The organism is Roseibium sp. RKSG952 (assembly GCF_009711355.1).
Genome location: NZ_SMMF01000892.1, coordinates 15589 through 35378, shown reverse-complemented (window position 1 = coordinate 35378; position 19790 = coordinate 15589). Strand labels below are relative to the sequence as shown.

General features: G+C 58.4%; 23 protein-coding genes and 1 riboswitch. Of the genes, 19 read left to right on the top strand and 4 right to left on the bottom strand.

The window, feature by feature from the left end; translation table 11 throughout:
• Nucleotides 1-263 precede the first annotated feature (263 nt).
• Complete coding sequence (locus tag E1297_RS15025; RefSeq protein WP_155139548.1) at nucleotides 264-2348, bottom strand: S9 family peptidase; 2085 nt, start codon at nucleotides 2346-2348, stop codon at nucleotides 264-266.
• 333 nt (nucleotides 2349-2681) lie between these two features.
• Here E1297_RS15025 and E1297_RS15020 point away from each other — a divergent pair, with 333 nt between their 5' ends.
• From E1297_RS15020 to E1297_RS14985, 8 genes are all read left to right on the top strand, one after another.
• Nucleotides 2682-3551: a delta-class carbonic anhydrase gene (locus E1297_RS15020; RefSeq protein WP_155139546.1), complete on the top strand. Its 870-nt coding sequence runs from the start codon at nucleotides 2682-2684 to the stop codon at nucleotides 3549-3551.
• A 237-nt stretch (nucleotides 3552-3788) separates the two neighbouring features.
• Entirely contained in the window at nucleotides 3789-4751 is a 963-nt protein-coding gene (locus tag E1297_RS15015; RefSeq protein ID WP_155139544.1) for an ABC transporter substrate-binding protein, read from the top strand.
• Nucleotides 4752-4811: 60 nt separating this feature from the next.
• Nucleotides 4812-5024: riboswitch (cobalamin riboswitch) on the top strand.
• A gap of 120 nt (nucleotides 5025-5144) precedes the next feature.
• Nucleotides 5145-5438, top strand: a complete 294-nt coding sequence (locus E1297_RS15010) for a hypothetical protein (protein ID WP_155139542.1) — start codon at nucleotides 5145-5147, stop codon at nucleotides 5436-5438.
• Between the two features lie 9 nt (nucleotides 5439-5447).
• A complete protein-coding gene (locus E1297_RS15005; RefSeq protein ID WP_155139541.1) occupies nucleotides 5448-5852 on the top strand; it encodes a DUF1636 domain-containing protein in 405 nt (134 codons plus the stop codon).
• Nucleotides 5849-6622, top strand: a complete 774-nt coding sequence (locus tag E1297_RS15000; protein WP_155139539.1) for an ABC transporter ATP-binding protein — start codon at nucleotides 5849-5851, stop codon at nucleotides 6620-6622. The genes E1297_RS15005 and E1297_RS15000 overlap by 4 nt, the downstream gene beginning before the upstream one ends.
• 20 nt (nucleotides 6623-6642) lie before the next feature.
• Nucleotides 6643-7578 (top strand): ABC transporter substrate-binding protein, encoded by a 936-nt coding sequence (locus E1297_RS14995; protein WP_155139537.1) that lies wholly within the window; start codon nucleotides 6643-6645, stop codon nucleotides 7576-7578.
• A 99-nt stretch (nucleotides 7579-7677) separates the two neighbouring features.
• Nucleotides 7678-8667 (top strand): iron ABC transporter permease, encoded by a 990-nt coding sequence (locus E1297_RS14990; protein ID WP_196223325.1) that lies wholly within the window; start codon nucleotides 7678-7680, stop codon nucleotides 8665-8667.
• 327 nt (nucleotides 8668-8994) lie between these two features.
• Entirely contained in the window at nucleotides 8995-9585 is a 591-nt protein-coding gene (locus E1297_RS14985; RefSeq protein ID WP_155139533.1) for a hypothetical protein, read from the top strand.
• Between the two features lie 57 nt (nucleotides 9586-9642).
• Here the strand turns inward: E1297_RS14985 and E1297_RS14980 are convergent, their stop codons facing one another.
• The 3 genes from E1297_RS14980 to msrB form a co-directional block, all read right to left on the bottom strand.
• The gene (locus E1297_RS14980) at nucleotides 9643-10107 is read right to left on the bottom strand and encodes a DUF995 domain-containing protein (RefSeq protein ID WP_155139531.1); all 465 of its coding nucleotides are present in this window, start codon (nucleotides 10105-10107) and stop codon (nucleotides 9643-9645) included.
• Between the two features lie 199 nt (nucleotides 10108-10306).
• Nucleotides 10307-10492 (bottom strand): hypothetical protein, encoded by a 186-nt coding sequence (locus E1297_RS14975; protein ID WP_209015801.1) that lies wholly within the window; start codon nucleotides 10490-10492, stop codon nucleotides 10307-10309.
• Nucleotides 10493-10602: 110 nt separating this feature from the next.
• The gene (gene msrB, locus E1297_RS14970; protein ID WP_155139528.1) at nucleotides 10603-11016 is read right to left on the bottom strand and encodes a peptide-methionine (R)-S-oxide reductase MsrB; all 414 of its coding nucleotides are present in this window, start codon (nucleotides 11014-11016) and stop codon (nucleotides 10603-10605) included.
• Nucleotides 11017-11084: 68 nt separating this feature from the next.
• Between msrB and E1297_RS14965 the strand changes: the two genes are divergently transcribed.
• The 11 genes from E1297_RS14965 to E1297_RS14915 all read left to right on the top strand — a co-directional run bounded on the left by E1297_RS14965 (nucleotide 11085) and on the right by E1297_RS14915 (nucleotide 19784).
• Nucleotides 11085-11258, top strand: a complete 174-nt coding sequence (locus tag E1297_RS14965) for a hypothetical protein (protein WP_155139519.1) — start codon at nucleotides 11085-11087, stop codon at nucleotides 11256-11258.
• A 395-nt stretch (nucleotides 11259-11653) separates the two neighbouring features.
• The gene (locus E1297_RS14960) at nucleotides 11654-14047 is read left to right on the top strand and encodes a putative monovalent cation/H+ antiporter subunit A (RefSeq protein WP_155139517.1); all 2394 of its coding nucleotides are present in this window, start codon (nucleotides 11654-11656) and stop codon (nucleotides 14045-14047) included.
• The gene (locus tag E1297_RS14955; protein ID WP_155139516.1) at nucleotides 14047-14466 is read left to right on the top strand and encodes a Na(+)/H(+) antiporter subunit B; all 420 of its coding nucleotides are present in this window, start codon (nucleotides 14047-14049) and stop codon (nucleotides 14464-14466) included. Before E1297_RS14960 ends, E1297_RS14955 begins: the two co-directional genes overlap by 1 nt.
• Entirely contained in the window at nucleotides 14466-14843 is a 378-nt protein-coding gene (locus tag E1297_RS14950; protein WP_155139515.1) for a Na+/H+ antiporter subunit C, read from the top strand. Before E1297_RS14955 ends, E1297_RS14950 begins: the two co-directional genes overlap by 1 nt.
• A 5-nt stretch (nucleotides 14844-14848) precedes the next feature.
• Nucleotides 14849-16432: a Na+/H+ antiporter subunit D gene (locus E1297_RS14945; RefSeq protein WP_155139514.1), complete on the top strand. Its 1584-nt coding sequence runs from the start codon at nucleotides 14849-14851 to the stop codon at nucleotides 16430-16432.
• Nucleotides 16432-16908, top strand: coding sequence for a Na+/H+ antiporter subunit E (locus E1297_RS14940; protein ID WP_155139513.1), 477 nt, complete (start codon nucleotides 16432-16434; stop codon nucleotides 16906-16908). The genes E1297_RS14945 and E1297_RS14940 overlap by 1 nt, the downstream gene beginning before the upstream one ends.
• A complete protein-coding gene (locus E1297_RS14935) occupies nucleotides 16905-17261 on the top strand; it encodes a cation:proton antiporter (RefSeq protein ID WP_155139512.1) in 357 nt (118 codons plus the stop codon). Before E1297_RS14940 ends, E1297_RS14935 begins: the two co-directional genes overlap by 4 nt.
• Complete coding sequence (gene mnhG, locus E1297_RS14930; protein ID WP_155139510.1) at nucleotides 17258-17605, top strand: monovalent cation/H(+) antiporter subunit G; 348 nt, start codon at nucleotides 17258-17260, stop codon at nucleotides 17603-17605. Before E1297_RS14935 ends, mnhG begins: the two co-directional genes overlap by 4 nt.
• Nucleotides 17606-17944: 339 nt before the next feature.
• Complete coding sequence (locus E1297_RS14925) at nucleotides 17945-18361, top strand: MucR family transcriptional regulator (RefSeq protein ID WP_155139508.1); 417 nt, start codon at nucleotides 17945-17947, stop codon at nucleotides 18359-18361.
• Between the two features lie 200 nt (nucleotides 18362-18561).
• Complete coding sequence (locus E1297_RS14920) at nucleotides 18562-18972, top strand: helix-turn-helix domain-containing protein (RefSeq protein ID WP_155139506.1); 411 nt, start codon at nucleotides 18562-18564, stop codon at nucleotides 18970-18972.
• A complete protein-coding gene (locus E1297_RS14915; RefSeq protein WP_155139504.1) occupies nucleotides 18969-19784 on the top strand; it encodes a DUF6456 domain-containing protein in 816 nt (271 codons plus the stop codon). The genes E1297_RS14920 and E1297_RS14915 overlap by 4 nt, the downstream gene beginning before the upstream one ends.
• Nucleotides 19785-19790: the final 6 nt, after the last annotated feature.

The following is a 19790-nucleotide window of genomic DNA, read 5'->3' as shown; positions in this document are numbered from 1 at the left end:
TGAACAACCTTCTCAGAACTCACAACTAGGTCGTCATGAGGACGTGCCGGCTGAGGGGTATAAACCTCGAAAGGGTGCGTCCCTCGCCCCTGACAATCACTTCGTTATGACGTCAAGCCGACTTCTATGCTGCACATGTCAAATGCAGATGTCTTGCAACCGGATTCACTGACCGGGACGGGAGCCGGAGAATATGGCAAGGAAAATGCCGGGCTGACCTGCAACCCGGCATCCGGAACATGTTCCATTCACAATTGTGGTGTTCAGACCTTGTTGGCCACCATCAGGGCAAAGGCCTGGTTGAGGGCGACTTCCTTCAGCCGGTCAAACCGGCCCGAAGCGCCGCCGTGACCTGCGTCCATGTTGGTCTTCAGCATCAAGAGACTGTCGCCGGTCTTCTTCTCGCGCAGCTTCGCGACCCATTTGGCCGGTTCCCAATAGGTCACGCGCGGGTCGGTCAATCCGCCGATGGCGAGGATCGCCGGATAGGCCTTTTCCTCGACATTGTCGTATGGCGAATAGGAGGCGATGTACTGATAGGCCTTCTTGTCGGTGATCGGATTGCCCCATTCCGGCCATTCCGGGGGGGTCAGCGGCAGGGTGTCGTCAAGCATCGTGTTGAGCACGTCGACAAACGGCACTTCGGCGATCATGCCGGTGAATTTTTCCGGCGCCAGATTGGCAATCGCGCCCATCAGCATGCCGCCCGCCGATCCGCCCTGGGCGACGATCCGGTCATATGAGGTGAATGTCTCCGAAACCAGATGGTCGGCTGCGGCGATGAAGTCGGTGAAGGTGTTCTTCTTTTTTTCGCGCCGGCCGCCCTTGTACCAGCGGAAGCCCTTGTCCTTGCCGCCCCGGATGTGGGCAATGGCATAGACAAAGCCCCGGTCGGCAAGTGACAGGGCGTTGGTGTTGAAGCTTGCCGGGATCGAGATGCCGTAGGAGCCATAGCCGTAAAGCAGGCAGGGCGCGGAGCCGTCAAGCGGCGTGTCCTTGTGGTAAAACAGCGACACGGGCACCGTCTCACCGTCGGCGGCAGGGGCCTGCAGGCGGCGGGTGACATAGTCGGCAGCCACGTGGCCGGACGGGACTTCCTGTTCCTTGCGCAAGACCCGTTCGCGGGTGTCGACATTATAGTCGAATGTCTGCGCCGGCGTCGTCATGGAGGAATAGGAAAAGCGGATCGTGACCGTGTCGAATTCATAGCCGCCGCCGAGGCCGAGCGAATAGGCTTCCTCGTCAAAGGCGACGCTATGTTCGAGATTGTCGGCCAGACGGCGCACAACGATGCGCGGCAGGCCGCCTTCGCGTTCGAGCCGGACCATGAAGGTCTTGTAAACCGTGTGCGACAGGATCAGCCGCCCGGATTCATGGGCAATGTACTCCTGCCAGAACTCCCGGCCGGGCGTTGCCTTCGGTGCGGTGACGATCTTGAAGTCTTCGGCCTGGCCCGCGTTTGTCAGGATGTAGAGCGTGTCGCCATTGTCCTCGACAGAGTATTCCACGCCCTTGTCGCGCGGGGCGATCAGAACGGGATGTTCCAGCGGCTGATGTGCCGGGATCATCCAGACTTCCGAGGTCTCGTGGTCGTGGATGTCGATCAGGATGGTGTCGCCGGACTGGGTCTTGCCGACGCCCATGAAGAAACCCGGATCCTTTTCTTCATAGATCAGGACGTCGGTTTCCGGATCGGTGCCGATCTCGTGGCGGAACAGCTTTGACGGACGGTGATTGGCGTCGAGGCGGACATAAAACACATGCTTGCTGTCTTCGGAAAATACTCCGCCGCCACCGGTGTCCTCGATCCGTGTGTCGAGATCCTTGCCTGTCTCAAGATCGCGGATCTGAAGGGTGTAATATTCCGAGCCCTTGTCGTCATGGGCCCAGGCCAGCAGCTTGTGGTCGGGGGAGTGGCTCGCGCCGCCGAATTTGAAATAGGCCTTGCCGTCCGCTTCCTTGTCGCCGTCAAGCAGGATGGTCTCGTCTCCGCCCTCGCGCGGTGTGCGGGTGAACAGCGGATGCTGGCCGCCGGTGACATATTTGAGCCCGTAAGCATATGGCCCGTCGGGGGAGGGGACGGAGCTGTCGTCTTCCTTGATCCGCCCGCGCATCTCGGCAAAGAGCTGGTCCTGCAGCTCCCGCGTCGGGGCCATCACCGCCTCCTGATAGGCGTTTTCCGCCTCCAGATAGGTACGGATGTCTGCGTCGAGCACGTCCGGGTCGCGCATGACGTCTTGCCAATTGTCCGCCCTCAGCCAGGAATAGCTGTCGGTGCGGGCGATGCCGTGGGTTTTCAGGGTGACGGGCCGCGCATCTGCGCGCGGAGGGGAGGGGCGTGTTTTCATGGGATCGAGTTAGGTTTTTTGGCGCTCAAGGGCAAGGGGGAAGACCGGATCAGGATGCGAACTGCGCCGCTTTTTTGCAATCCCTGACCGATGTGGCTGGGGAGCCGGTTTCGTATCTGAAAAGTTTCCGAGAGATGACGGATACCCAGGGGCGCGCTTTTAGATTGATAGATGTGTGTCCAGTTCCAGTGTGTGTAAGGCGAATTCCTGGGTTAAGTCTTTACGATAATTAATAATCAAGTTGTGGGAACTTCGGGACTGCGTGACTTGAAATATGTAAAATTCTCATTGGTGGGAGAGCGAATTAACGGGTCGATAAAGTTGAGTAAATTGATGCGTCAACAGAAGATACTTGCAGCAGCTGCTGCTATCACCATCATTACATTTAGTGCCGCGACGCCGGTCCGGGCTGAAATCCTGGAGCCTGTGCCTGACAGTGTGATTGACGCGCAGCGGGCGGCCTTGGCGGAGACTTCGGAAGGAGCGGGTTTTGGTCCGCAAGCGCCGCGTGACATCGACAGCAACGAGGGGGCCAATCCGATCGTGTTTGCAACTGCTCCGGATCGTACCCGAATGAATCTCTGTAACATTCATTTCCATGAGGGGGCGGAACACAAGGGCGGGGAGTTCACGAACTATGCTGGCAACGGCGATGGCGAGGGAAACGGGACCGGGTATCTCTATTCGGGTCAGCTGACGCAGGAAGAGTTGCGGCCTCTTGGTGTTCAGGTGGGGGGCGGTCCGCATGGTGATTTGAAGCCGGGAGACACGATTGAAGCCCACTATGTGTATTCAACAGCAGCAGTCGCCCCCGGCCCCACCTTGAATGCCTGCATGGATGACGTAACGGTAAATCCGCAGTTGCGGGTAGAGGCATTTGTGTTCGTTCTTGTAAATGATGAAACTGCAGCCGATTTCACCGAATTGAACATGGTAGGCGAGGCGAACGGCTATCATCAGGCAATCAACCTGCCAACCGGTGCGGGTAAACCGGTGAATTACATCGGCTCGACCACCGGCCCGGTATACAATGAGGAAGCCTCTCCATTTCAAGTCAGCTGGTCGGTCCGACCGAAGGTAATCAAGGTTAATATTTCCTCGGTCGACTCTTGGTTAAAAGACAATCCGTTTGAGGAACATGGGGCGCATGGCGTTCGCAATCTGGTGGTCAATCCGGCCTTGCTGTCACCGATTGAACAATAGTGCAAAATCCGCTTCGACTCCGGGGCAGCTCGGCTGTCCCGGATCTGTGAAGTGTTGTGACTAGATGCCCGCAGGTCGTCATGAGGCTATGCAAGGCCTGCGCGAAAGAAAGCATGTAAATAATTATAATATATGAAAATTAGAAACTTGTGGAGTTTTGCAAGGCAAACTTTCAGCGGGTGCAGTTGCTGACGCATAAATGGAGCTTGAGTGATTTGGGCCAAGGGTCGGTCAGACATGAAATCAGGGATTGTTTTTGCGGCCGCATTTGTTGGCGGTGCTCTTCTGCTTGGGCCGCAGACGGAGGCCGGTAGCCGTTCGATCATTGATGACCGTGGTGTCGAGGTTGAAGTGCCTGATGCGCCGAAACGCCTTGCCAGCCTCTCCTATTTCGCAACCGATGTCGCGCTGGCGCTAGGCATTCAGCCGGTCGCGACAAGTTATATGGTTGCGAACCGGCATCCCGATTTTCTTCTCGGCAAAACAGCTGACATGGTACAGCTCGGCCAGCGCGCAAAGCCGAATCTCGAAGTGTTGTCCGAGGCCGCACCGGACCTGATTGTTGCCATCCGCCGCCACACCGAGGCAAATGCCGAACAGCTGCAGTCGATCGCCTCCTACCTGGCCTATGATCAGGTGCTTCTGGAAAGCAGCTTTGACGATACGGCGGAATTGTCGGAAATTCTTGGGAAGCCGGAGCGTGGGCGGAAGTTGAATGCCGATTTTCGAGCGCTTTTGGCAGATGTTGCCGAAAAAGCGCCCAAGGACACGCACCCGAGTTTTGTGGTGATGTGGGGCGGAAAATCTCCCTTTGCATTTCATACCGAAAACACGACTGCCGGGATTCTTTCTGCCATCGGCGGTGAGAATGTCATGGGCCCGATGTCGCCGGGCGGCAAATTCGGCATGGAAGTCGGGCTTGAGACGCTTCTCGACAAGAACCCGGATGTCATTTTTGTATACGACTACGGTGCTGGAAGCATGTACGAAACCAGCCCCGCCTGGCAATTGCTCTTCGCGGTGAAAAATGACCGCGTGCATTACGTTAGCGATCACTGGGTTGAGGCCAATGGGCCGATTGCACGTCAGGTCGTTCTGTTACAGGCAGCACATTATCTCTACCCGGATGTGTTTAAAGACATCGATGTGTGGGCGGAAGCGGCCAGGATCATTCAAGATGAAGCCGTAGTCCCACATTAGAAGTCGGTTGAGAACCTAACCCTGCCGCCTGATCGCATTGACCGCAAGTCTGCCACGCTCTAGGAAAGAGGTGTTCATGGTTTCCGGGTCCATGCTTTGGATCGGAATGAAAAGGGAACATGGTGAGGTGTAGCTATCAGGCGCCAAATCCGTGACTGCCCCCGCAACTGTGAGCGGCGAGCGACCCTGAAAACGCCACCGGTAAGCCCCGGGAAGGTTCAGGCAAGCAGTGACCCGCAAGTCAGGAGACCTGCCATGGACGATCTGAAACGCAACCCGGGCGGGGTGTCCCGGAGAAGGCTGATGACATGATTTGTTCCTGCAGGCTTTCTGCCTCGCCAAAATCCGGTCTGACCGTCCTTGTCCGCACCTCGCGCAATCGCGGAGGGCGATATGTCCCGGACGACCGAACCACTTCCTCTTCTGAATGCGGCTGACTTTGCCGCCAGTCTGAGCGACCGCGCCGCGCGGGCGATGCTTCACAATGGCGCGACGGAGCCCATTGCAGGCTTTGACAATTGTAATGTAATAACATTACAAAACACAAACCCCGATGGCATGACGGGGGCGGCGGTGCCCGCAAGGGCAGCCGCTCATTCGGCGCTGAAGAGATCGCAAGGCATTGCGCCGGAAAACTATGACGGCGTGAACAAGGGTGCAGACGGACCCGGCGGGGCAGGAGCGTGAGGCGAAGCAATGGCTGAAGACACCCACAGGATTTTCGTCTGCACGACGTGCCGTCACCAGGGCAGCGACTGCCGTCCCGGTTTCGAACTGATGAAAAAGTTGCAGGACGCCTTGGCTGTTGCGGCGCCGCTCACCGGCGCGTCCTTCGAGGTGTCCGGGATAGCCTGCATGGCCGGGTGTTCACGGCCCTGCACGGTGGCCTACCGGGCGAGCGGCAAGGCCACGTATCTGTTCGGTGACATCGATCCGGACGAGGATATCGACGATCTGGTCGCCTTTGCCGCCCAATACCGGGGTCTGGAAGACGGATGGTGTTCGTCACCGACCCGTCCGGGGAAGTTGCGCCGCACCACGCTGGCCCGCATACCTGCCGCGATGATCGCCAGCGAATCCAGCAAGGTGAACGTGTCTTGACCGGTGCGGCCCTTGCTGTCGACGGCGCTTCGTGGGGGCCGGACCGGCAGAGTGTCCTGCTGCATCCGGTCTCGTTCGAGCTGACGCCCGGCCGTATTCTGGGGGTGGTCGGAGCCAATGGCGCTGGCAAGTCCACCCTGCTCAGGCTGCTTTACCGGCTCCACAAGCCGAGGACCGGCCGGGTTCTTGTCGATGGCGATGATATCTGGCGCTTGAGCGCCCGGGCGGCGGCCTGCAAGATCGCCGCCGTGCTTCAGGAACAGGCGGCCGATTTTTCGTTAAGCGTGCGCGAGATTGCAGCCCTTGGCCGGATCCCCCACGGGCGGGGTTTTGCGCGTGGCGGGGCGCGGGACAGCGAGATCGTGGAGGCGGCGCTGATCCGCATGGATCTGTGGCCGCTGCAGGCCCGCGCCTTCGGTACCTTGTCGGGGGGGGAACGCCAGCGGGTGATGGTCGCTCGTGCGCTTTGCCAAGAACCGCGCCTGCTTATTCTCGACGAGCCGACCAACCATCTCGACATCCGGCATCAGCTTGAGATCATGGCGCTCTTGCGCGGCTTGCCGATCACCATCGTCACCAGTCTGCATGACCTGAACATGGCTGCAGGCCTCTGCGATGACGTTCTGGTGCTGGCCAGGGGCAAGGCGCTTGCCTTCGGGGCGCCTGAAACCGTTTTGACCCCGGACCGGGTGGCAGCCGCCTTTTCCGTCAGCACGCAGGTCCAGAGGCTGGAGCCGAGCGGCGACCGGCATTTTACCTTTCACTTGTAAAAACCTCAGGAGGAAACCCTATGAACCGCATCGCCCTGACGCTTGGCATTTCGCTTTTATCGGGCAGCGCATTCGCGCAGACCACGGTCGAAAGCTGTAACCGCTCCGTCACCTTCGACGAGCCGCCCAAGGCGGCTGTCTCCAATGACGTCAACCTGACCGAGATGATGCTTGTGCTGGGACTGGCTGATCGCATGGTGGGCTACACCGGCATTTCCGGCTGGCACAAGCTTGATGAGAATATGCGCAGTGGTGTGGATCGGCTGCCCGAGCTGTCGGCGGATTATCCGACAAGGGAAGTGCTGATCGGCGCGGATGCGGATTTTTACTTCGCAGGCTGGAACTATGGCATGAAGGTGGGCGGCGAAGTGACGCCGGAAACCCTCAAGCCGTTCGGCATTAACGTCTATGAGCTGACCGAATCCTGCATCCATCTCGGTGAGAAGCCGAAGGTCTCCATGGATGACATGTACAATGACCTCATCAACCTTGGAAAGATATTCGGGGTCGAGGACCGGGCTGAAGCGCTTGTTGCAGGCTACAAGGCCGATCTTGCGGAATTCGCCGAAGGTCTTGCCAAGGGGGACGCGCCCTTGCGCGTCTTTGTTTATGACAGTGGCGAGGACCGGCCCTTCACGGCAGGCCGCTACGCCATGCCGACAGCCCTGATCGAGGCGGCTGGCGGCGTTAACGTGCTTGATGATTTCGACAAGAGCTGGGCGCGGGTCGATTGGGAAACGGTGGTTGACCGCAATCCGGAAGCCGTGGTGATTGTCAATTATGGTGAGGTCACGGCCGACGAGAAGATCGCGTTCATGAAGTCCAATCCGGCGCTGAACGGCATTGATGCGGTCCGGAACGACCGCTTCGTCGTCCTTGAATATGTCGAGGCGACGCCTGGGCCGCGCAATATCAAGGCGGTCCGGAAACTCGCAAACGGTTTCTGGGGCGAATAAGGCATGACGGACAGGATTGAAGACGCCGCCGCCACCGTTGAAGGTGCTTCCGGGGACCGGCCTCGCGCCGGAAAACGCGCCTGGGGGTTCGGAGCCGCCATGCTTTGCGGAGGTGGTCTTCTGATCCTGTCCATGGTGATCGGTGTTGGCATCGGGGCGGTTCCGGTCCCGGCCGGCACCGTGTTCGGCATTGCCGTCAACAAGATGGTACCCGGGCTGATCGAAGCCGACTGGTCGCAGGGGCGGGAGGCTATCGTCTGGGATATCCGGTTCCCAAGAGTGATTCTGGCAGCCCTCGTTGGGGCAGGACTGGCCGTCGTCGGGGCCGCGCTCCAGTCGGTCACACGCAATCCGCTGGCCGACCCGCATCTGTTGGGGATTTCTTCCGGCGGTGCCTTTGGTGCGATTCTGGCGCTGCTTCACACCGGCCTGTTCCTCGGCCTGCTCACCGCGCCGCTGATGGCTTTTGCAGGGTCCTTGATTGCGACCCTGCTGGTGCTGGCAGTCACGCGCTTTGCGGCGGCCACCAGCGCCGACCGGCTGGTATTGTCCGGTGTCGCGGTGTCCTTCATCGTCATGGCCCTGGCGAATGTCCTGATCTTCCTGGGGGACCCGCGCGCCACCCACACGGTGGTGTTCTGGATGCTTGGTGGGTTGGGCCTTGCCCAGTGGAGCCACCTTTTGTTTCCGCTTGGTGTCTTGAGCCTGTGCGGCGCTTGGCTTTGGGTCAAGTCGGGAGATCTGAATGCCATGACCATCGGCGATGAAAGCGCCTCGACGCTCGGCATACCCGTTGTCCGGTTCCGTCTGACGGTTTTTGTCGCCGGGGCGCTGATCACCGGCGTGATGGTCGCCTTTTCAGGCATTATCGGCTTTGTCGGGTTGATGATCCCGCATATTGTCCGGTTTGCCGCTGGCGGCAATTATGCACGCGTCATTCCCGCATCCATGCTCGCTGGTGCGATTTTCCTGATCTGGGCCGACATTCTGGCCCGCACCGTGATGGCCCCCGAAGACATGCCGATCGGTATTGTCACCGGCCTGATCGGCGGCGTGTTCTTCGTCTGGCTGTTGCGGCGCAAGGGATAACGACAGGGCAAGGGAAAGGCTCGTCAAGTCAAACCCGGTCAGCTTCTGAGAGGCGGTTTCGTCGACCGGATTGCCGTCCCGGTCAAGCAATGCACAGAGCCGGGACCGGAGAGCTGCGGACGCGGTTGAAACAGCGGCTTTCCGGGTTGATCCGGTAAAGCCCCTGTAATCGGACTTGCTCACCGCGATTTGCACATCATCCCTGACGCCAGCCGGTCCAGGGCATCGTCAAAAATATCACTCTAGCGGGACCTGCCGGATGTTCTAGGCTGGGCGCAACCACCATTTGCAGCCGGGAGCTGCCTTTCCCGATTAAGAGGAGGCGTGATGGACACTGCCGCCACCAGTTCGGCCGAGTTCGTGCATGTGCGTATCATCATGGGAATGGTGGTCGGGCTGGGCATGGCGCGGCTCATGAACGGGCTCGCGCTGTTTGTTCAGCATCCGGGAAAAATTCCGATCTACAGCGTTCACCTTGGCTGGTCACTCTACATGTTGCTGGGCGTGACGTTTTTCTGGTGGTTCGAATTTGCGCTCGTCAGCGTCGATACATGGACTTTCGAGAGCTACCTGTTTCACATCTTTTTTGCGGCGATTTATTTCTTCATTTCCGCGGTGCTTTATCCGGAGAAAATGGAGGAGTATTCCGGCTACAAGGACTATTTTCTGCGCCGGAGGGCGTGGATCTACAGCCTGCTGGCAGTTCTGTTTCTGGTCGATGTCGCCGACACCCGGCTGAAAGGGATAGAACACTTTCAGGAACTCGGGCCGTCCTATCTCGTGCGCCAGCTCGCGATCGTTGCTTTGGTTCTGTCTGCCATCCGGGTGGAGCGGTCCGGCTATCATGTCTTTGTTGTAGGTGTGGTTCTGCTCTCGCAGGTCTGGCTGATCGTCAGCGCCTTCAGTGCGATCAGTTGACTTGGTTGATCGTGAGAGAACCATCGGCGATGTAGCCGGCCGCGCATGGCTCGTGTTCTATTTTTGGGACAGTTGGTAGTAGGTCCTGGTAACTTTGTCGCCGCGAGACAATTTGCTCCTTTCGCTGGTATAGTAGTCGTCGCTTTTTCGGCCCTCCTTGTTATGGACCATCACATAGCCGCGTCCGTCCTTGTACCAAGTCCAGCAATTCAGGGCTTTGCCGGTGTCTTTCCGGTCTACCGTTCGCCATTTCACTCTTGCGCAAATTCGATTGCCTTTTACATTCCACTTGCCGGTGCCGTACCAGTTCTTGTTCTTTCCGATAATGTAATAAGCTCCGTCAGGTGCGAAATATGCCCGGCTCTTGGACCAGTTTGTCGACTTGTTGCTGTATATTTTCGTTAGTTCCGCTGCTGAAACAGGTTTTGCGGTGTCTGGTAACTTGCCGGCAAGGGCTGTGGCGGGTGCGAGAATCAACAGCAGGGCCATTGGAAATAAGGAAGAAGTCACGTTTGCCTCCATTCGAATGTAACGCGATATGAAAAGGGTGGCCGGAAATCATCCGCGCCGATAGATGCAAATGCATCTTGACAGGTCTGTTTTGGAGGCGATTCCAGCTCAACTGGGCGTCATGTTGCTGCGCCCGGTGCGCGTGTGGACCAGAGTGAGCACTATCCGCGACATTCACAAGGGCCCTGGCGATGCCGTTGATGGAGGGGGGCTAATAGGGTCCGCTGACGTCGTGGATCCGCCCCGGAAGCCAGCCGTCGAGTGTCATGTCCGCAACGGTGGACATGACCACGAGCCCGATCCGCCATCCCGCCCCGTGTGCAAGCAACACTTCGCGCGGGACCACCGCACAAGACGGCACGATGCCGATTTGCGCGAGGTCGAAGATCCGCGACATCATAAAGTTGGGGCAAGGCCGTTGAGGGGCAGGAACAGGGACAGTTCTTGCTGGACCGCGCCGATCAAATCCGGTTTTTCGTCTCGAGTAAGTTTAGACCGAAGGAGGTTTCACGATCCTTCCGGCTCAAACTGCATGGCGTGGCCATTCATGCAATAGCGCAAGCCCGTCGGGGGTGGTCCGTCTGGAAACACATGGCCCAGATGCGCATCACATCGGCTGCAGCGGATCTCGGTACGCACCATGCCATGTGAACGGTCCTCGATCTCGGTGATCGCATCTGGTGTCACAGCCTGGAAAAAGCTCGGCCAGCCGCAGCCGGCGTCGAACTTGGTGTCCGACAGAAACAGCGGCGCTCCGCAGCACACGCAATCATAGCGGCCGGTTTCGAAACTGTTCCAGAACGGGCCGGTAAACGGACGCTCGGTTCCGGACTGACGTGTCACATAGAACTGTTCCTGAGTCAGCTGATCCCGCCAGTCGTCCAGGCTTTTTTCAACCTTGCCGGAAATGGTGTCCGTCATGTCGGGCTCCCTCGCTGATTATTGCAGACCCCGCTAGATAGGTCGCATTTTGCGCCGCGGCAAGGATGATGAGCGACGCCGGCTCGTCCTTCAAGATGGGTTTGTTCTGCGAAACGCCGGCAGACGGGCGCCTTGCAAGTGACACAGCCCGGCGGGTTGCATGGCAGGGTAACAATGCGGTCAGTCCGTTTCTGCGTCGTTTTGCCCTTGGCAAGGTTTCTGATGTTTGCCTTGCCCGGTGAGCATGCCCGGTTTCCCCGGATTCCGGCTTGGGCAAGCGTGGCGTGCGGTCTTTTGCTTGTGCCGGGAAGTTGGATGAAAAAAGTCCTTTCGGCAGTTTTTTCGTCATTTCGAGATTGACCAAACAATATCGCATCCCCACTTGGAGACGAAAAATTGTCTGATTGTATAAGGATCACCGATGCCCGCCTGCTTTCCTTGCATGTCCAGTAGAAATCCAGTGACTGGTGCCGGATATTCTGGAAACAGGTCGATTACACTTGCGCAGCATTATTGTAGATCGTAAGACCTCGTCATGTTTGGCTGGACCCTGACCGGTTCGGCCGCTTGTCATGGGCTGCCTGACGTGGCCCGAAGTCCGCATGTTCCTCCCGGAATGAAGTGACCCGAGACACACATGACGCCTGTAGCGATCGACAGCAATACGCTGACCACCATCCTCGCCGTTCTGGCGCCTTTTTTCGCGGCCGCAATCGCCCCTTATCTCACCCGGTTGTTCGGCCATAATGCCTCCTGGGTTCTGGCGCTTGTCCCGGCCTGGGTGTTCTTTCACTTCGCCGGATATGTTCCGGCGGTGGCCGACGGTCAGACCTTCGTTGCCATCCGTGACTGGGCGCCCGCCTATGGCCTCAACCTGTCCTTCTATATTGACGGCCTGTCGGTGGTGTTCGCGCTGCTGATCTCCGGGATCGGGACATTCATCATCCTGTATGCGGGCGGCTACATGAAGGGCCATCCGCATCAGGGGCGGTTCTTCTCATTCCTGTTCCTGTTCATGGGCGCGATGATGGGGCTGGTGCTTGGCAACAACCTTCTGACACTGTTCGTGTTCTGGGAGCTGACCTCGATCACTTCGTTCCTGCTGATCGGCTTCAATCACCTGAAGGAGCGCTCGCGCCGGGCGGCTATTCAGGCGCTTGTCGTTACGGGCGGCGGCGGTCTGGCGCTTTTGGCAGGTTTCATCCTGATCATCAGCGCGACCGGCCAGATCGAGATGTCGGCCCTTCTGCGCGACCCGGATGTGATCCGCAACAGCGGGCTTTACGTGCCGATCTTCATCCTCATTCTTGGCGGCGCGTTTACCAAGTCGGCTCAGTTTCCATTCCATTTCTGGCTTCCCAACGCCATGGAAGCGCCAACACCTGTGTCCGCGTTCCTGCACTCGGCCACCATGGTCAAGGCTGGCGTCTATCTGTTGATGCGCATGCATCCGCTCTTGGGCGGAACGGAGCTCTGGACAACGGTGCTGCCGATCTTTGGCGGTATCACATTGCTTGTCGGTACCATTCTGGCTGTGCGCCAGACAGACCTGAAGCTGATGCTCGCCTACACCACGGTGGCCTCTCTCGGGCTTCTGGTGATGTTGACCGGTACGAGTTCGGAAAAGGCTCTGGAAGGGGCAGTGCTCTATCTGCTGGCGCACTCCCTGTTCAAGGGCGCGCTGTTCATGGTCGCTGGTGCGGTTGACCACGAAGCCGGTACCCGGGACATCACCAAGCTGGGCGGCCTCGGCCGTGCCATGCCGATTACCTTTGCCGCGGCCTGTCTGGCTGCGCTCTCCATGTCCGGTCTGCCGCCCTTTATCGGCTTTATCGCCAAGGAAGTGCTTTATTACGGGACCTGGGGATTGCCCGAAGGCGGTCTGCTCCTGAGCGCGGTCGCGGTCATCGGCAACTCCCTGATGCTGGCGGTTGCCGCTGCTGTTGCCCTGAAGCCCTTTACCGGCAAGAAGGTGGAGACGCCGAAAACGCCCCATGAGGGTCCGATCCTGCTGTTTTCCGGTCCGGTTGTCCTGTCGGTAATCGGCCTGATCACCGCACTTGCCACCTATGCGACCGGAGACTACCTCATCGGGCCGATGCTGTCGGCGGTCAACGGCACCACGACGGATGTCGAGCTGCATCTGATCCCCGGTTACATCAGCGCACCGTTGATCCTATCGATCATCACCATTGCCGTCGGTATCTTTCTGTTTACCCAGATCGACCGCATGCGGGGCATGGTGACGGCCGCGCTGAATGCAATTGGCTGGGGACCGGACAAGGGGTTCGACCAGTTCATCACCGGCATCGTCAAGCTGTCGACGGCCTTTACACGTGCGGTGCAGGGCGGGCGGATGCAGACCTACATGCTGGTGATCTTTGCTGTCACCGCGCTTGTTCTGCTTGTGCCCGGCTATCTCGGCGGCGGCTGGCCGGCCATGCCCGACTTCCCCGAGTACCGTTTCTATGAGTGGGGTGTGTTCCTGATCGCGGTGATCGGTCTGGCCGCGGTCCTGATTGCCAAGACCCGCCTGACGGCGATTGTCTCCCTGGGGATCCAGGGGTTTGCCGTGGCGCTGATCTTCATGATGTTCGCGGCCCCCGATCTGGCCTTTACCCAGCTGATGGTCGAGACCCTGTCGGTCGTGATCCTCGCCCTTGTGATGACAAGGCTGAACCTCAAGCCGCGCGATCACCGGCCGTGGCGTCCAGCGCTCGTGACTGGTGTGGTCTCGATCGCGGTCGGGACGGGGCTTGCACTCACCCTGATCGCGATCACCCAGCAACCGTTCGATTTGCGCCTGTCGGAGTTCTTTACCGAATACAGCCGTTCGATCGCCCATGGCCGCAACATCGTCAACGTCATTCTCGTTGACTTCCGCGGCATCGATACGCTGGGCGAAATCGCGGTCGTGTGCCTGACCGGCCTGTGCGTTCTGGCGTTGATCCGCGTACGCGGGCATCCTGATCCTGCACGTGACCCGGTCAAGGCCCCTCACGACAAGACCAAGAAAGCGGAGCTGCGCTGATGCGAACGATCATCTTCCGCACCATCGCGCCCTATCTGGCGGCCCTTATGGTGCTGTTTTCCATCTTCGTGCTGTTGCGTGGTCACAATGAACCGGGCGGCGGCTTCATCGGCGGTTTGATCGCGGCCTCGTCCCTCGCGATCTACGGGATCGGTTGTGGCGTGGCCTCGGTGCGCCGGGCCATCGTGTTTCACCCGATGGGAATTTCCGGGTTCGGCCTGTTCCTGGGGGCAATTGCCGGTCTGCCGTCCTTTGTCTACCGCCAGCCCTTCATGACCAGCCAGTGGCTGGAGTTCAAGTTCTTCGACGTCGATGTCGCCTTGTCGACACCGCTCGTCTTTGACATCGGAGTCTATCTCGTGGTTGTCGGGGCAATCTCGTCCATTGCGCTTGCCCTGGAAGAAAGGGAGAGCGACTGATGGAAACCGGTCTTGCGGTCCTGATCGGCCTGTTTTTTGCGGTTGCCGTCTACCTGATGCTGTCGAAGCAACTGGTGCGGATGCTGCTCGGCATCGTCATCCTGGGCAATGCGGTCAACATGCTCATTTTCACCAGCGGGCGGCTGACGCGCGAGGTGCCGCCGGTGATCCCGGCCGACCTTTATGTGCCGGCAGAGGCTACGGCCAACCCGCTGCCACAGGCGCTTGTCCTGACGGCGATCGTGATCTCGTTCTCGTTCTTTGCCTTTCTGCTGGTGCTGGCGTTCCGCGCCTATCAGGAAACCGGCACGGATGACGTCAACGAGATGCGCATCGCCGAACCTGAAAACGACCCAGCTCCCCCCCAAGGATACTGACCGAAATGGCCGGATCTTACGCTTCCGTTGATTTTTCCCAAGCGATGGTGACGCAGCCGGTTGCGGCGGGCGACTGGCTCGTGGTGGCACCTGTCCTGATTACCATGATCGGTGGTGCGCTCTGCCTGATGCTGCGCAAGAACACCGCATGGCAGCCGCGTCTTGGCATGGCGTTTCTGACCTTGTTGGTGCTTGCCAATCTGGGGCTCTTGGCGCGCGTGCTCGACAAGGGTGTCATCACCATGGTCATGGGCGGCTGGCTACCGCCTTTCGGTATCGCTTTCACCGTCGATGCGCTCGGTGCGACCCTGTCCCTGATTGCCTCGATTGTCGCCTTTTCCGCCGGGCTATACGGCACCATTTCGGTAGACCATACCGGACGCCGCTACGGCTTCTTTCCGTTTCTCCTGTTGCTGTTGACGGGTGTCAGCGGTGCGTTTCTGACCGGAGATATTTTCAATCTCTATGTCTGGTTCGAGGTGCTGCTGATCTCGTCCTACGGGTTGATCGTGCTCGGCAACGAGCGTCCGCAGCTCGACGGGGCAGTGAAGTATGGTGTGCTCAATCTGGTCGGAACCAACCTGTTCCTGATCGGCACGGGGCTGCTCTATGGCATGTTCGGCACGCTGAACATGGCAGACCTTGCGACAAAAATCTCAGAGCTGAACAACCCTGCATCCGGTACTCTTGCCGTGGTTGCGGCACTGTTTTTGATGGCCTTTGCCATGAAAGCAGCGGCGTTTCCGGTCAACTTCTGGCTTCCCGCCTCCTACCATACGCCGAATGTTGTCGTTTCGGCAGTGTTTGCCGGATTGCTTACCAAGGTTGGTGTCTACGCGCTGATCCGCATCTTCCTTGTGCTGATGCCGGCCTCGCGCGACTACATGGCCGATGTGATTTCGGTGGTTGCGATTGCGACCATGCTGACCGGCGCGATGGGAGCTCTGGCGCAAACCGAGCTGCGCCGCCTGCTCGGTTATCTGGTGATCATGGGCATCGGCTCTATGCTGGCCGGTTTGGCGGTCGGCACCAATCTGGCGATTTCCGGGGCGATCTTTTATGCGGTCCATTCGATCATCGTCATGACCGCGCTCTATATGGCAGCAGGCATTGTCGCGATGCTGACGGGCAGCTACAGCCTGCGGGAATCGGGGGGCATCTACGGCGCCAATCCGGTTTTTGCCTTCGTGTTTCTGATCCTTGGTTTTGCCGTATCCGGCCTGCCACCCTTCTCCGGTTTCTGGCCGAAGGTGATGCTGGTAGATGCTGCCTTTCAGGATGGCCGGGGCTGGCTTGGGGCTTCGATCCTGTTGAGCGGGTTCCTCACCACAATTGCCATGGGCCGGGCCTGGATCTACGCATTCTGGCGGGGCGGGCCGGAAGGCACACCTGATGGCTCAGCGGTCGCGCTGCCTGCGGCTGCTGCCGGTGCAACGTCTTCGGCCATCTGGATACCGCTCGGCATCCTGACCGCGCTGGTGATCTATTTCGGCCTGCAGCCGGAATGGATGTTCGAGCTGACCGCGCGCGGGGCCAGCGGGGTTGTCGAGCCGCTCGGCTATATCCGTTCCGTCTTTGGAGACCAGTGATGCAAGGCCTGTTTCTGATCAACATTCTGATGGCCCTTGCCTGGGGCGCGGTCTCGGGCAGTTTCTCGGTCGTCAACCTCGTGTTCGGCTTCGTGCTCGGGGCAGGGGCGCTATTCCTGATCCGTGAACAGGTCGGGACCAGTGCCTATTTCCGGCGCTACGGACAGGCGATTTCCCTGATTGTCCTGTTTCTGTACGAGCTGGTTCTGTCGGCCTGGCGGGTGGCGACCATTGTTCTGCGGCCGAAAATCGAATTGCAGCCCGGCATTGTTGCATTTCCGTTGACTGTCGACCGGGATTTCGAAATCACGATGCTTGCCAGCCTGATCACCCTGACGCCGGGCACCTTGTCGATGGATGTCTCCGAAGACCGCAAGACGCTTTACATCCACTGCATTGATGTGCCCGATCCGGACCAAACCATAGCCGATATCAAGAACGGCTTTGAACGCAAGATCCTGGAGGTGTTCAGATGACATCCTTCGAACTGTTTGCGGACCAGTTCCTGACCGTTTGCACCCAGTTGGCGCTGGCGATCCTGTCGGTGTCCTTCGTGCTCATCTGTATTCGCACGATCAAGGGGCCGACCCTTCCGGATCGCGTGGTTGCTCTCGACATGCTTGTCGCAGTGGGAATCGGCTTTCTGGCGGCCTTCGGTATTCTGAGCAATTATCCGCTTTATATCGACGTTGCGATCACGCTCGGCCTCGTCGGTTTTCTGGCAACGGTGGCGTTCGCCCGGTTCATTCTCAATCGCGGCACCGAACACGATTCTGCAATCGTCACGGAAGTTGAAGAAAGCATTGCGCGCAGGAAGGCAGGCAAATGATCGACGCTGTTTTGAATATTGTTGTCGGGCTTATGCTTGTGATCGGGGCGGGATTTGCCTTGGTGGCGTCGTTGGGCATTCTGCGTTTGAAGGACGTCTATATGCGCATGCATGCCGGCTCCAAGGCCGGTACGCTCGGGTCGGGCGTAATGCTTTTGGCTCTGGCAATCTACAGCAATGATGCGGGTGTGGTGACGCGTGCGATCGCCGGGGTTGTGTTTTTTCTTTTGACTGCCCCAATTTCTGCACATCTACTGGCTAAGGCTGCATATGCTGTTGGATACAGGCCTTGTGCCGATACAAAGCTTGACGCGCTCGCCAAGACCCTCAAGGTGAAACACTAGAACAGGCAGGCAGGGCAACCGCTTCGGGGAACCGGTTGCCTTAAAGGAGCCACCTTTCCTCAGGCTTGTTTGGATTCAATATTTCGCAGGCTTTCGGTTTAGAGGTCTGCACTATTTTCCGTTTTGCACGACTAATGAAATAAATACTTGTGTTTTAAGTGTCTGGGGGTTGTCCTTCAGATAAGGCAGGTATATAAAGCCGAAATCGCAGACTGCGAAGTAGAATCAATTTGCCCGATTGTAGCGCAGAAGTATCTCAATATTTGGACGGTTGCGCCTGCAAAGACCTCCCGCGGCATTGTGTAGAAAAATTTATGAACTGCAGAGAATGGATGAAAGATGACAGAGAGTCCGGTAGACAACAATCTCATTGACCTGACGGCTGACATTGTTTCTGCGTATGTGAGCAACAATACAGTCGCTTCGGCAGACTTGCCGAACCTGATCAACGAGATTTACGGCGCTCTTCAGCGGACCTCGACTGTAAGTCAGGAGCCGGAGCCCGAGCCGCTTCGCCCGGCTGTTCCGATCAAGAAGTCCGTACACCCCGACTACATCATTTGTCTGGAAGACGGGAAGAAGTTCAAGTCGTTGAAGCGCCACCTGCGCACTCACTATGACATGACCCCGGAAGAGTACCGCGACAAATGGGACTTGGCTTCAGACTATCCGATGGTCGCACCGAACTACGCAGCTGCCCGTTCGGAACTGGCCAAGAAGATGGGTCTCGGCCAGCAGCGTAAACGCGCCAAGTAATTCACATAAAAGAGCAATGCGCTTTTGAAGCCGCCTGTTACAGCAGGCGGCTTTCTTGTTTTGACCCTGCGTAAATATGGGGTGTTCATTTTAAGATTGTTTGGATAGTTATCCACCACTCCAGATCGTGCTGCTAAGATGTAGGAAAATAAGCCTAGAGCTTGTTTTCGTGCCATGTCTTGATCGATTGGAGGAGTGCAATGCAGCGCGTGGGGAACAGCCGGCGAAACCGCAAGGCCGCCAGAAACACCAATCCGTTGAAAAGGTTGCGGGACAGCCGGGTAGCCGCCCATTTGCATCTGGCTGAAGCATATGTATCGCTTGCCTATTGCGTGCCGCCGTTGGACTTTTTCGGGAAGGGCCGTGGCGCGAAGCATGTCTGTGAAGGCCGTCAGCTGCTGATGTATCTGGCACATGTTGAATTCGGCCTGTCTTTGGCCGACGTGGCGCGCCGGTACAAGAAGGATCGTTCCACCGCTCACTACGCCTGCCGCCGGATCGAGGACCGGCGCGACGATCCGTGTTTTGACGGAATGGTGTCCGAGATCGAAACACTTGTTACGCTGAAGGACGACCCGGTCTTTTCCTTTGGCAAAAAGGAGTGCGCATGAGCGGGATGGCGAAACGCGGCGGCCCGGGTGTGAAAGCTCTGATGCGTGCCTTGAGGGCCTTGAGTGCACCGGGCGTGTTTCTGAGCCGCGAAGGGGAGGGTGAAGACGCCAGATGGCAGATCCTGCGCAAGGGCAGATCTGCCAGCCCGCTCCTGGACGATGTCGTGGAGACGCTCGTATGCCGTGATTTTCTCAGCTGGACCGCGAACGGATATCAGGTGTCGCCGGCAGGCCGGAAAGCCTTGAAGCGGTTCCTCGGCGAGGGAGAGGGATTTTTGGAGCAGCATCGCGAGATGGCGCATTCCGTCTGCTCTGGCGTGTCCGCCGGAGCTGTCGAACGGCTGACGGTCAACCTGAAGGAGAGCCCGCTTGCCTGGCTTGCCAGCCGCAAGGACAAGAATGGTGAAGCGTTCCTGTCTTCCGACAGGATTGCTGCCGGAGAGCGTTTGCGCAGGGATTATGAGTTCGCCCGTCTGACGCCGTCATTCGGCTCTACATGGAAGATGGAGGCAACTGGAAAGGGGAGGATCGGCGCTCAGACCGCAGGCGCGGAGTTTTCAAATGATGTTCAGGCGGCGCGGGATCGGATACAAGCAACACTTGCTGCACTGGAGCCGACATTGGCGGGTGTGCTTGTTGATGTGTGTTGTCACCTCAAGGGGGTGTCCGAGGTCGAGGCCGCACGCGATTTGCCCGCAAGATCAGGCAAGGCCATATTGAAAATCGCCCTTGGGTGTCTTTCCGATATTTACGGATATAGGATGACCGCGCCCGAAAAGCGCGGACAAATCCGGGTCAGCCGTGGTTCATAGATATAC

What these genes read in the sequence shown, in the direction of transcription:
- E1297_RS15025 (WP_155139548.1), bottom strand. Translation starts at nt 2,348, where the DNA reads ATGAAAACACGCCCCTCCCCTCCGCGCGCAGATGCGCGGCCCGTCACC.
- E1297_RS15020 (WP_155139546.1), top strand. Translation starts at nt 2,682, where the DNA reads ATGCGTCAACAGAAGATACTTGCAGCAGCTGCTGCTATCACCATCATT.
- E1297_RS15015 (WP_155139544.1), top strand. Translation starts at nt 3,789, where the DNA reads ATGAAATCAGGGATTGTTTTTGCGGCCGCATTTGTTGGCGGTGCTCTT.
- E1297_RS15010 (WP_155139542.1), top strand. Translation starts at nt 5,145, where the DNA reads ATGTCCCGGACGACCGAACCACTTCCTCTTCTGAATGCGGCTGACTTT.
- E1297_RS15005 (WP_155139541.1), top strand. Translation starts at nt 5,448, where the DNA reads ATGGCTGAAGACACCCACAGGATTTTCGTCTGCACGACGTGCCGTCAC.
- E1297_RS14995 (WP_155139537.1), top strand. Translation starts at nt 6,643, where the DNA reads ATGAACCGCATCGCCCTGACGCTTGGCATTTCGCTTTTATCGGGCAGC.
- E1297_RS14990 (WP_196223325.1), top strand. Translation starts at nt 7,678, where the DNA reads ATGCTTTGCGGAGGTGGTCTTCTGATCCTGTCCATGGTGATCGGTGTT.
- E1297_RS14985 (WP_155139533.1), top strand. Translation starts at nt 8,995, where the DNA reads ATGGACACTGCCGCCACCAGTTCGGCCGAGTTCGTGCATGTGCGTATC.
- E1297_RS14980 (WP_155139531.1), bottom strand. Translation starts at nt 10,107, where the DNA reads ATGGAGGCAAACGTGACTTCTTCCTTATTTCCAATGGCCCTGCTGTTG.
- E1297_RS14975 (WP_209015801.1), bottom strand. Translation starts at nt 10,492, where the DNA reads ATGTCGCGGATCTTCGACCTCGCGCAAATCGGCATCGTGCCGTCTTGT.
- msrB (WP_155139528.1), bottom strand. Translation starts at nt 11,016, where the DNA reads ATGACGGACACCATTTCCGGCAAGGTTGAAAAAAGCCTGGACGACTGG.
- E1297_RS14965 (WP_155139519.1), top strand. Translation starts at nt 11,085, where the DNA reads ATGAGCGACGCCGGCTCGTCCTTCAAGATGGGTTTGTTCTGCGAAACG.
- E1297_RS14960 (WP_155139517.1), top strand. Translation starts at nt 11,654, where the DNA reads ATGACGCCTGTAGCGATCGACAGCAATACGCTGACCACCATCCTCGCC.
- E1297_RS14955 (WP_155139516.1), top strand. Translation starts at nt 14,047, where the DNA reads ATGCGAACGATCATCTTCCGCACCATCGCGCCCTATCTGGCGGCCCTT.
- E1297_RS14950 (WP_155139515.1), top strand. Translation starts at nt 14,466, where the DNA reads ATGGAAACCGGTCTTGCGGTCCTGATCGGCCTGTTTTTTGCGGTTGCC.
- E1297_RS14945 (WP_155139514.1), top strand. Translation starts at nt 14,849, where the DNA reads ATGGCCGGATCTTACGCTTCCGTTGATTTTTCCCAAGCGATGGTGACG.
- E1297_RS14940 (WP_155139513.1), top strand. Translation starts at nt 16,432, where the DNA reads ATGCAAGGCCTGTTTCTGATCAACATTCTGATGGCCCTTGCCTGGGGC.
- E1297_RS14935 (WP_155139512.1), top strand. Translation starts at nt 16,905, where the DNA reads ATGACATCCTTCGAACTGTTTGCGGACCAGTTCCTGACCGTTTGCACC.
- mnhG (WP_155139510.1), top strand. Translation starts at nt 17,258, where the DNA reads ATGATCGACGCTGTTTTGAATATTGTTGTCGGGCTTATGCTTGTGATC.
- E1297_RS14925 (WP_155139508.1), top strand. Translation starts at nt 17,945, where the DNA reads ATGACAGAGAGTCCGGTAGACAACAATCTCATTGACCTGACGGCTGAC.
- E1297_RS14920 (WP_155139506.1), top strand. Translation starts at nt 18,562, where the DNA reads ATGCAGCGCGTGGGGAACAGCCGGCGAAACCGCAAGGCCGCCAGAAAC.
- E1297_RS14915 (WP_155139504.1), top strand. Translation starts at nt 18,969, where the DNA reads ATGAGCGGGATGGCGAAACGCGGCGGCCCGGGTGTGAAAGCTCTGATG.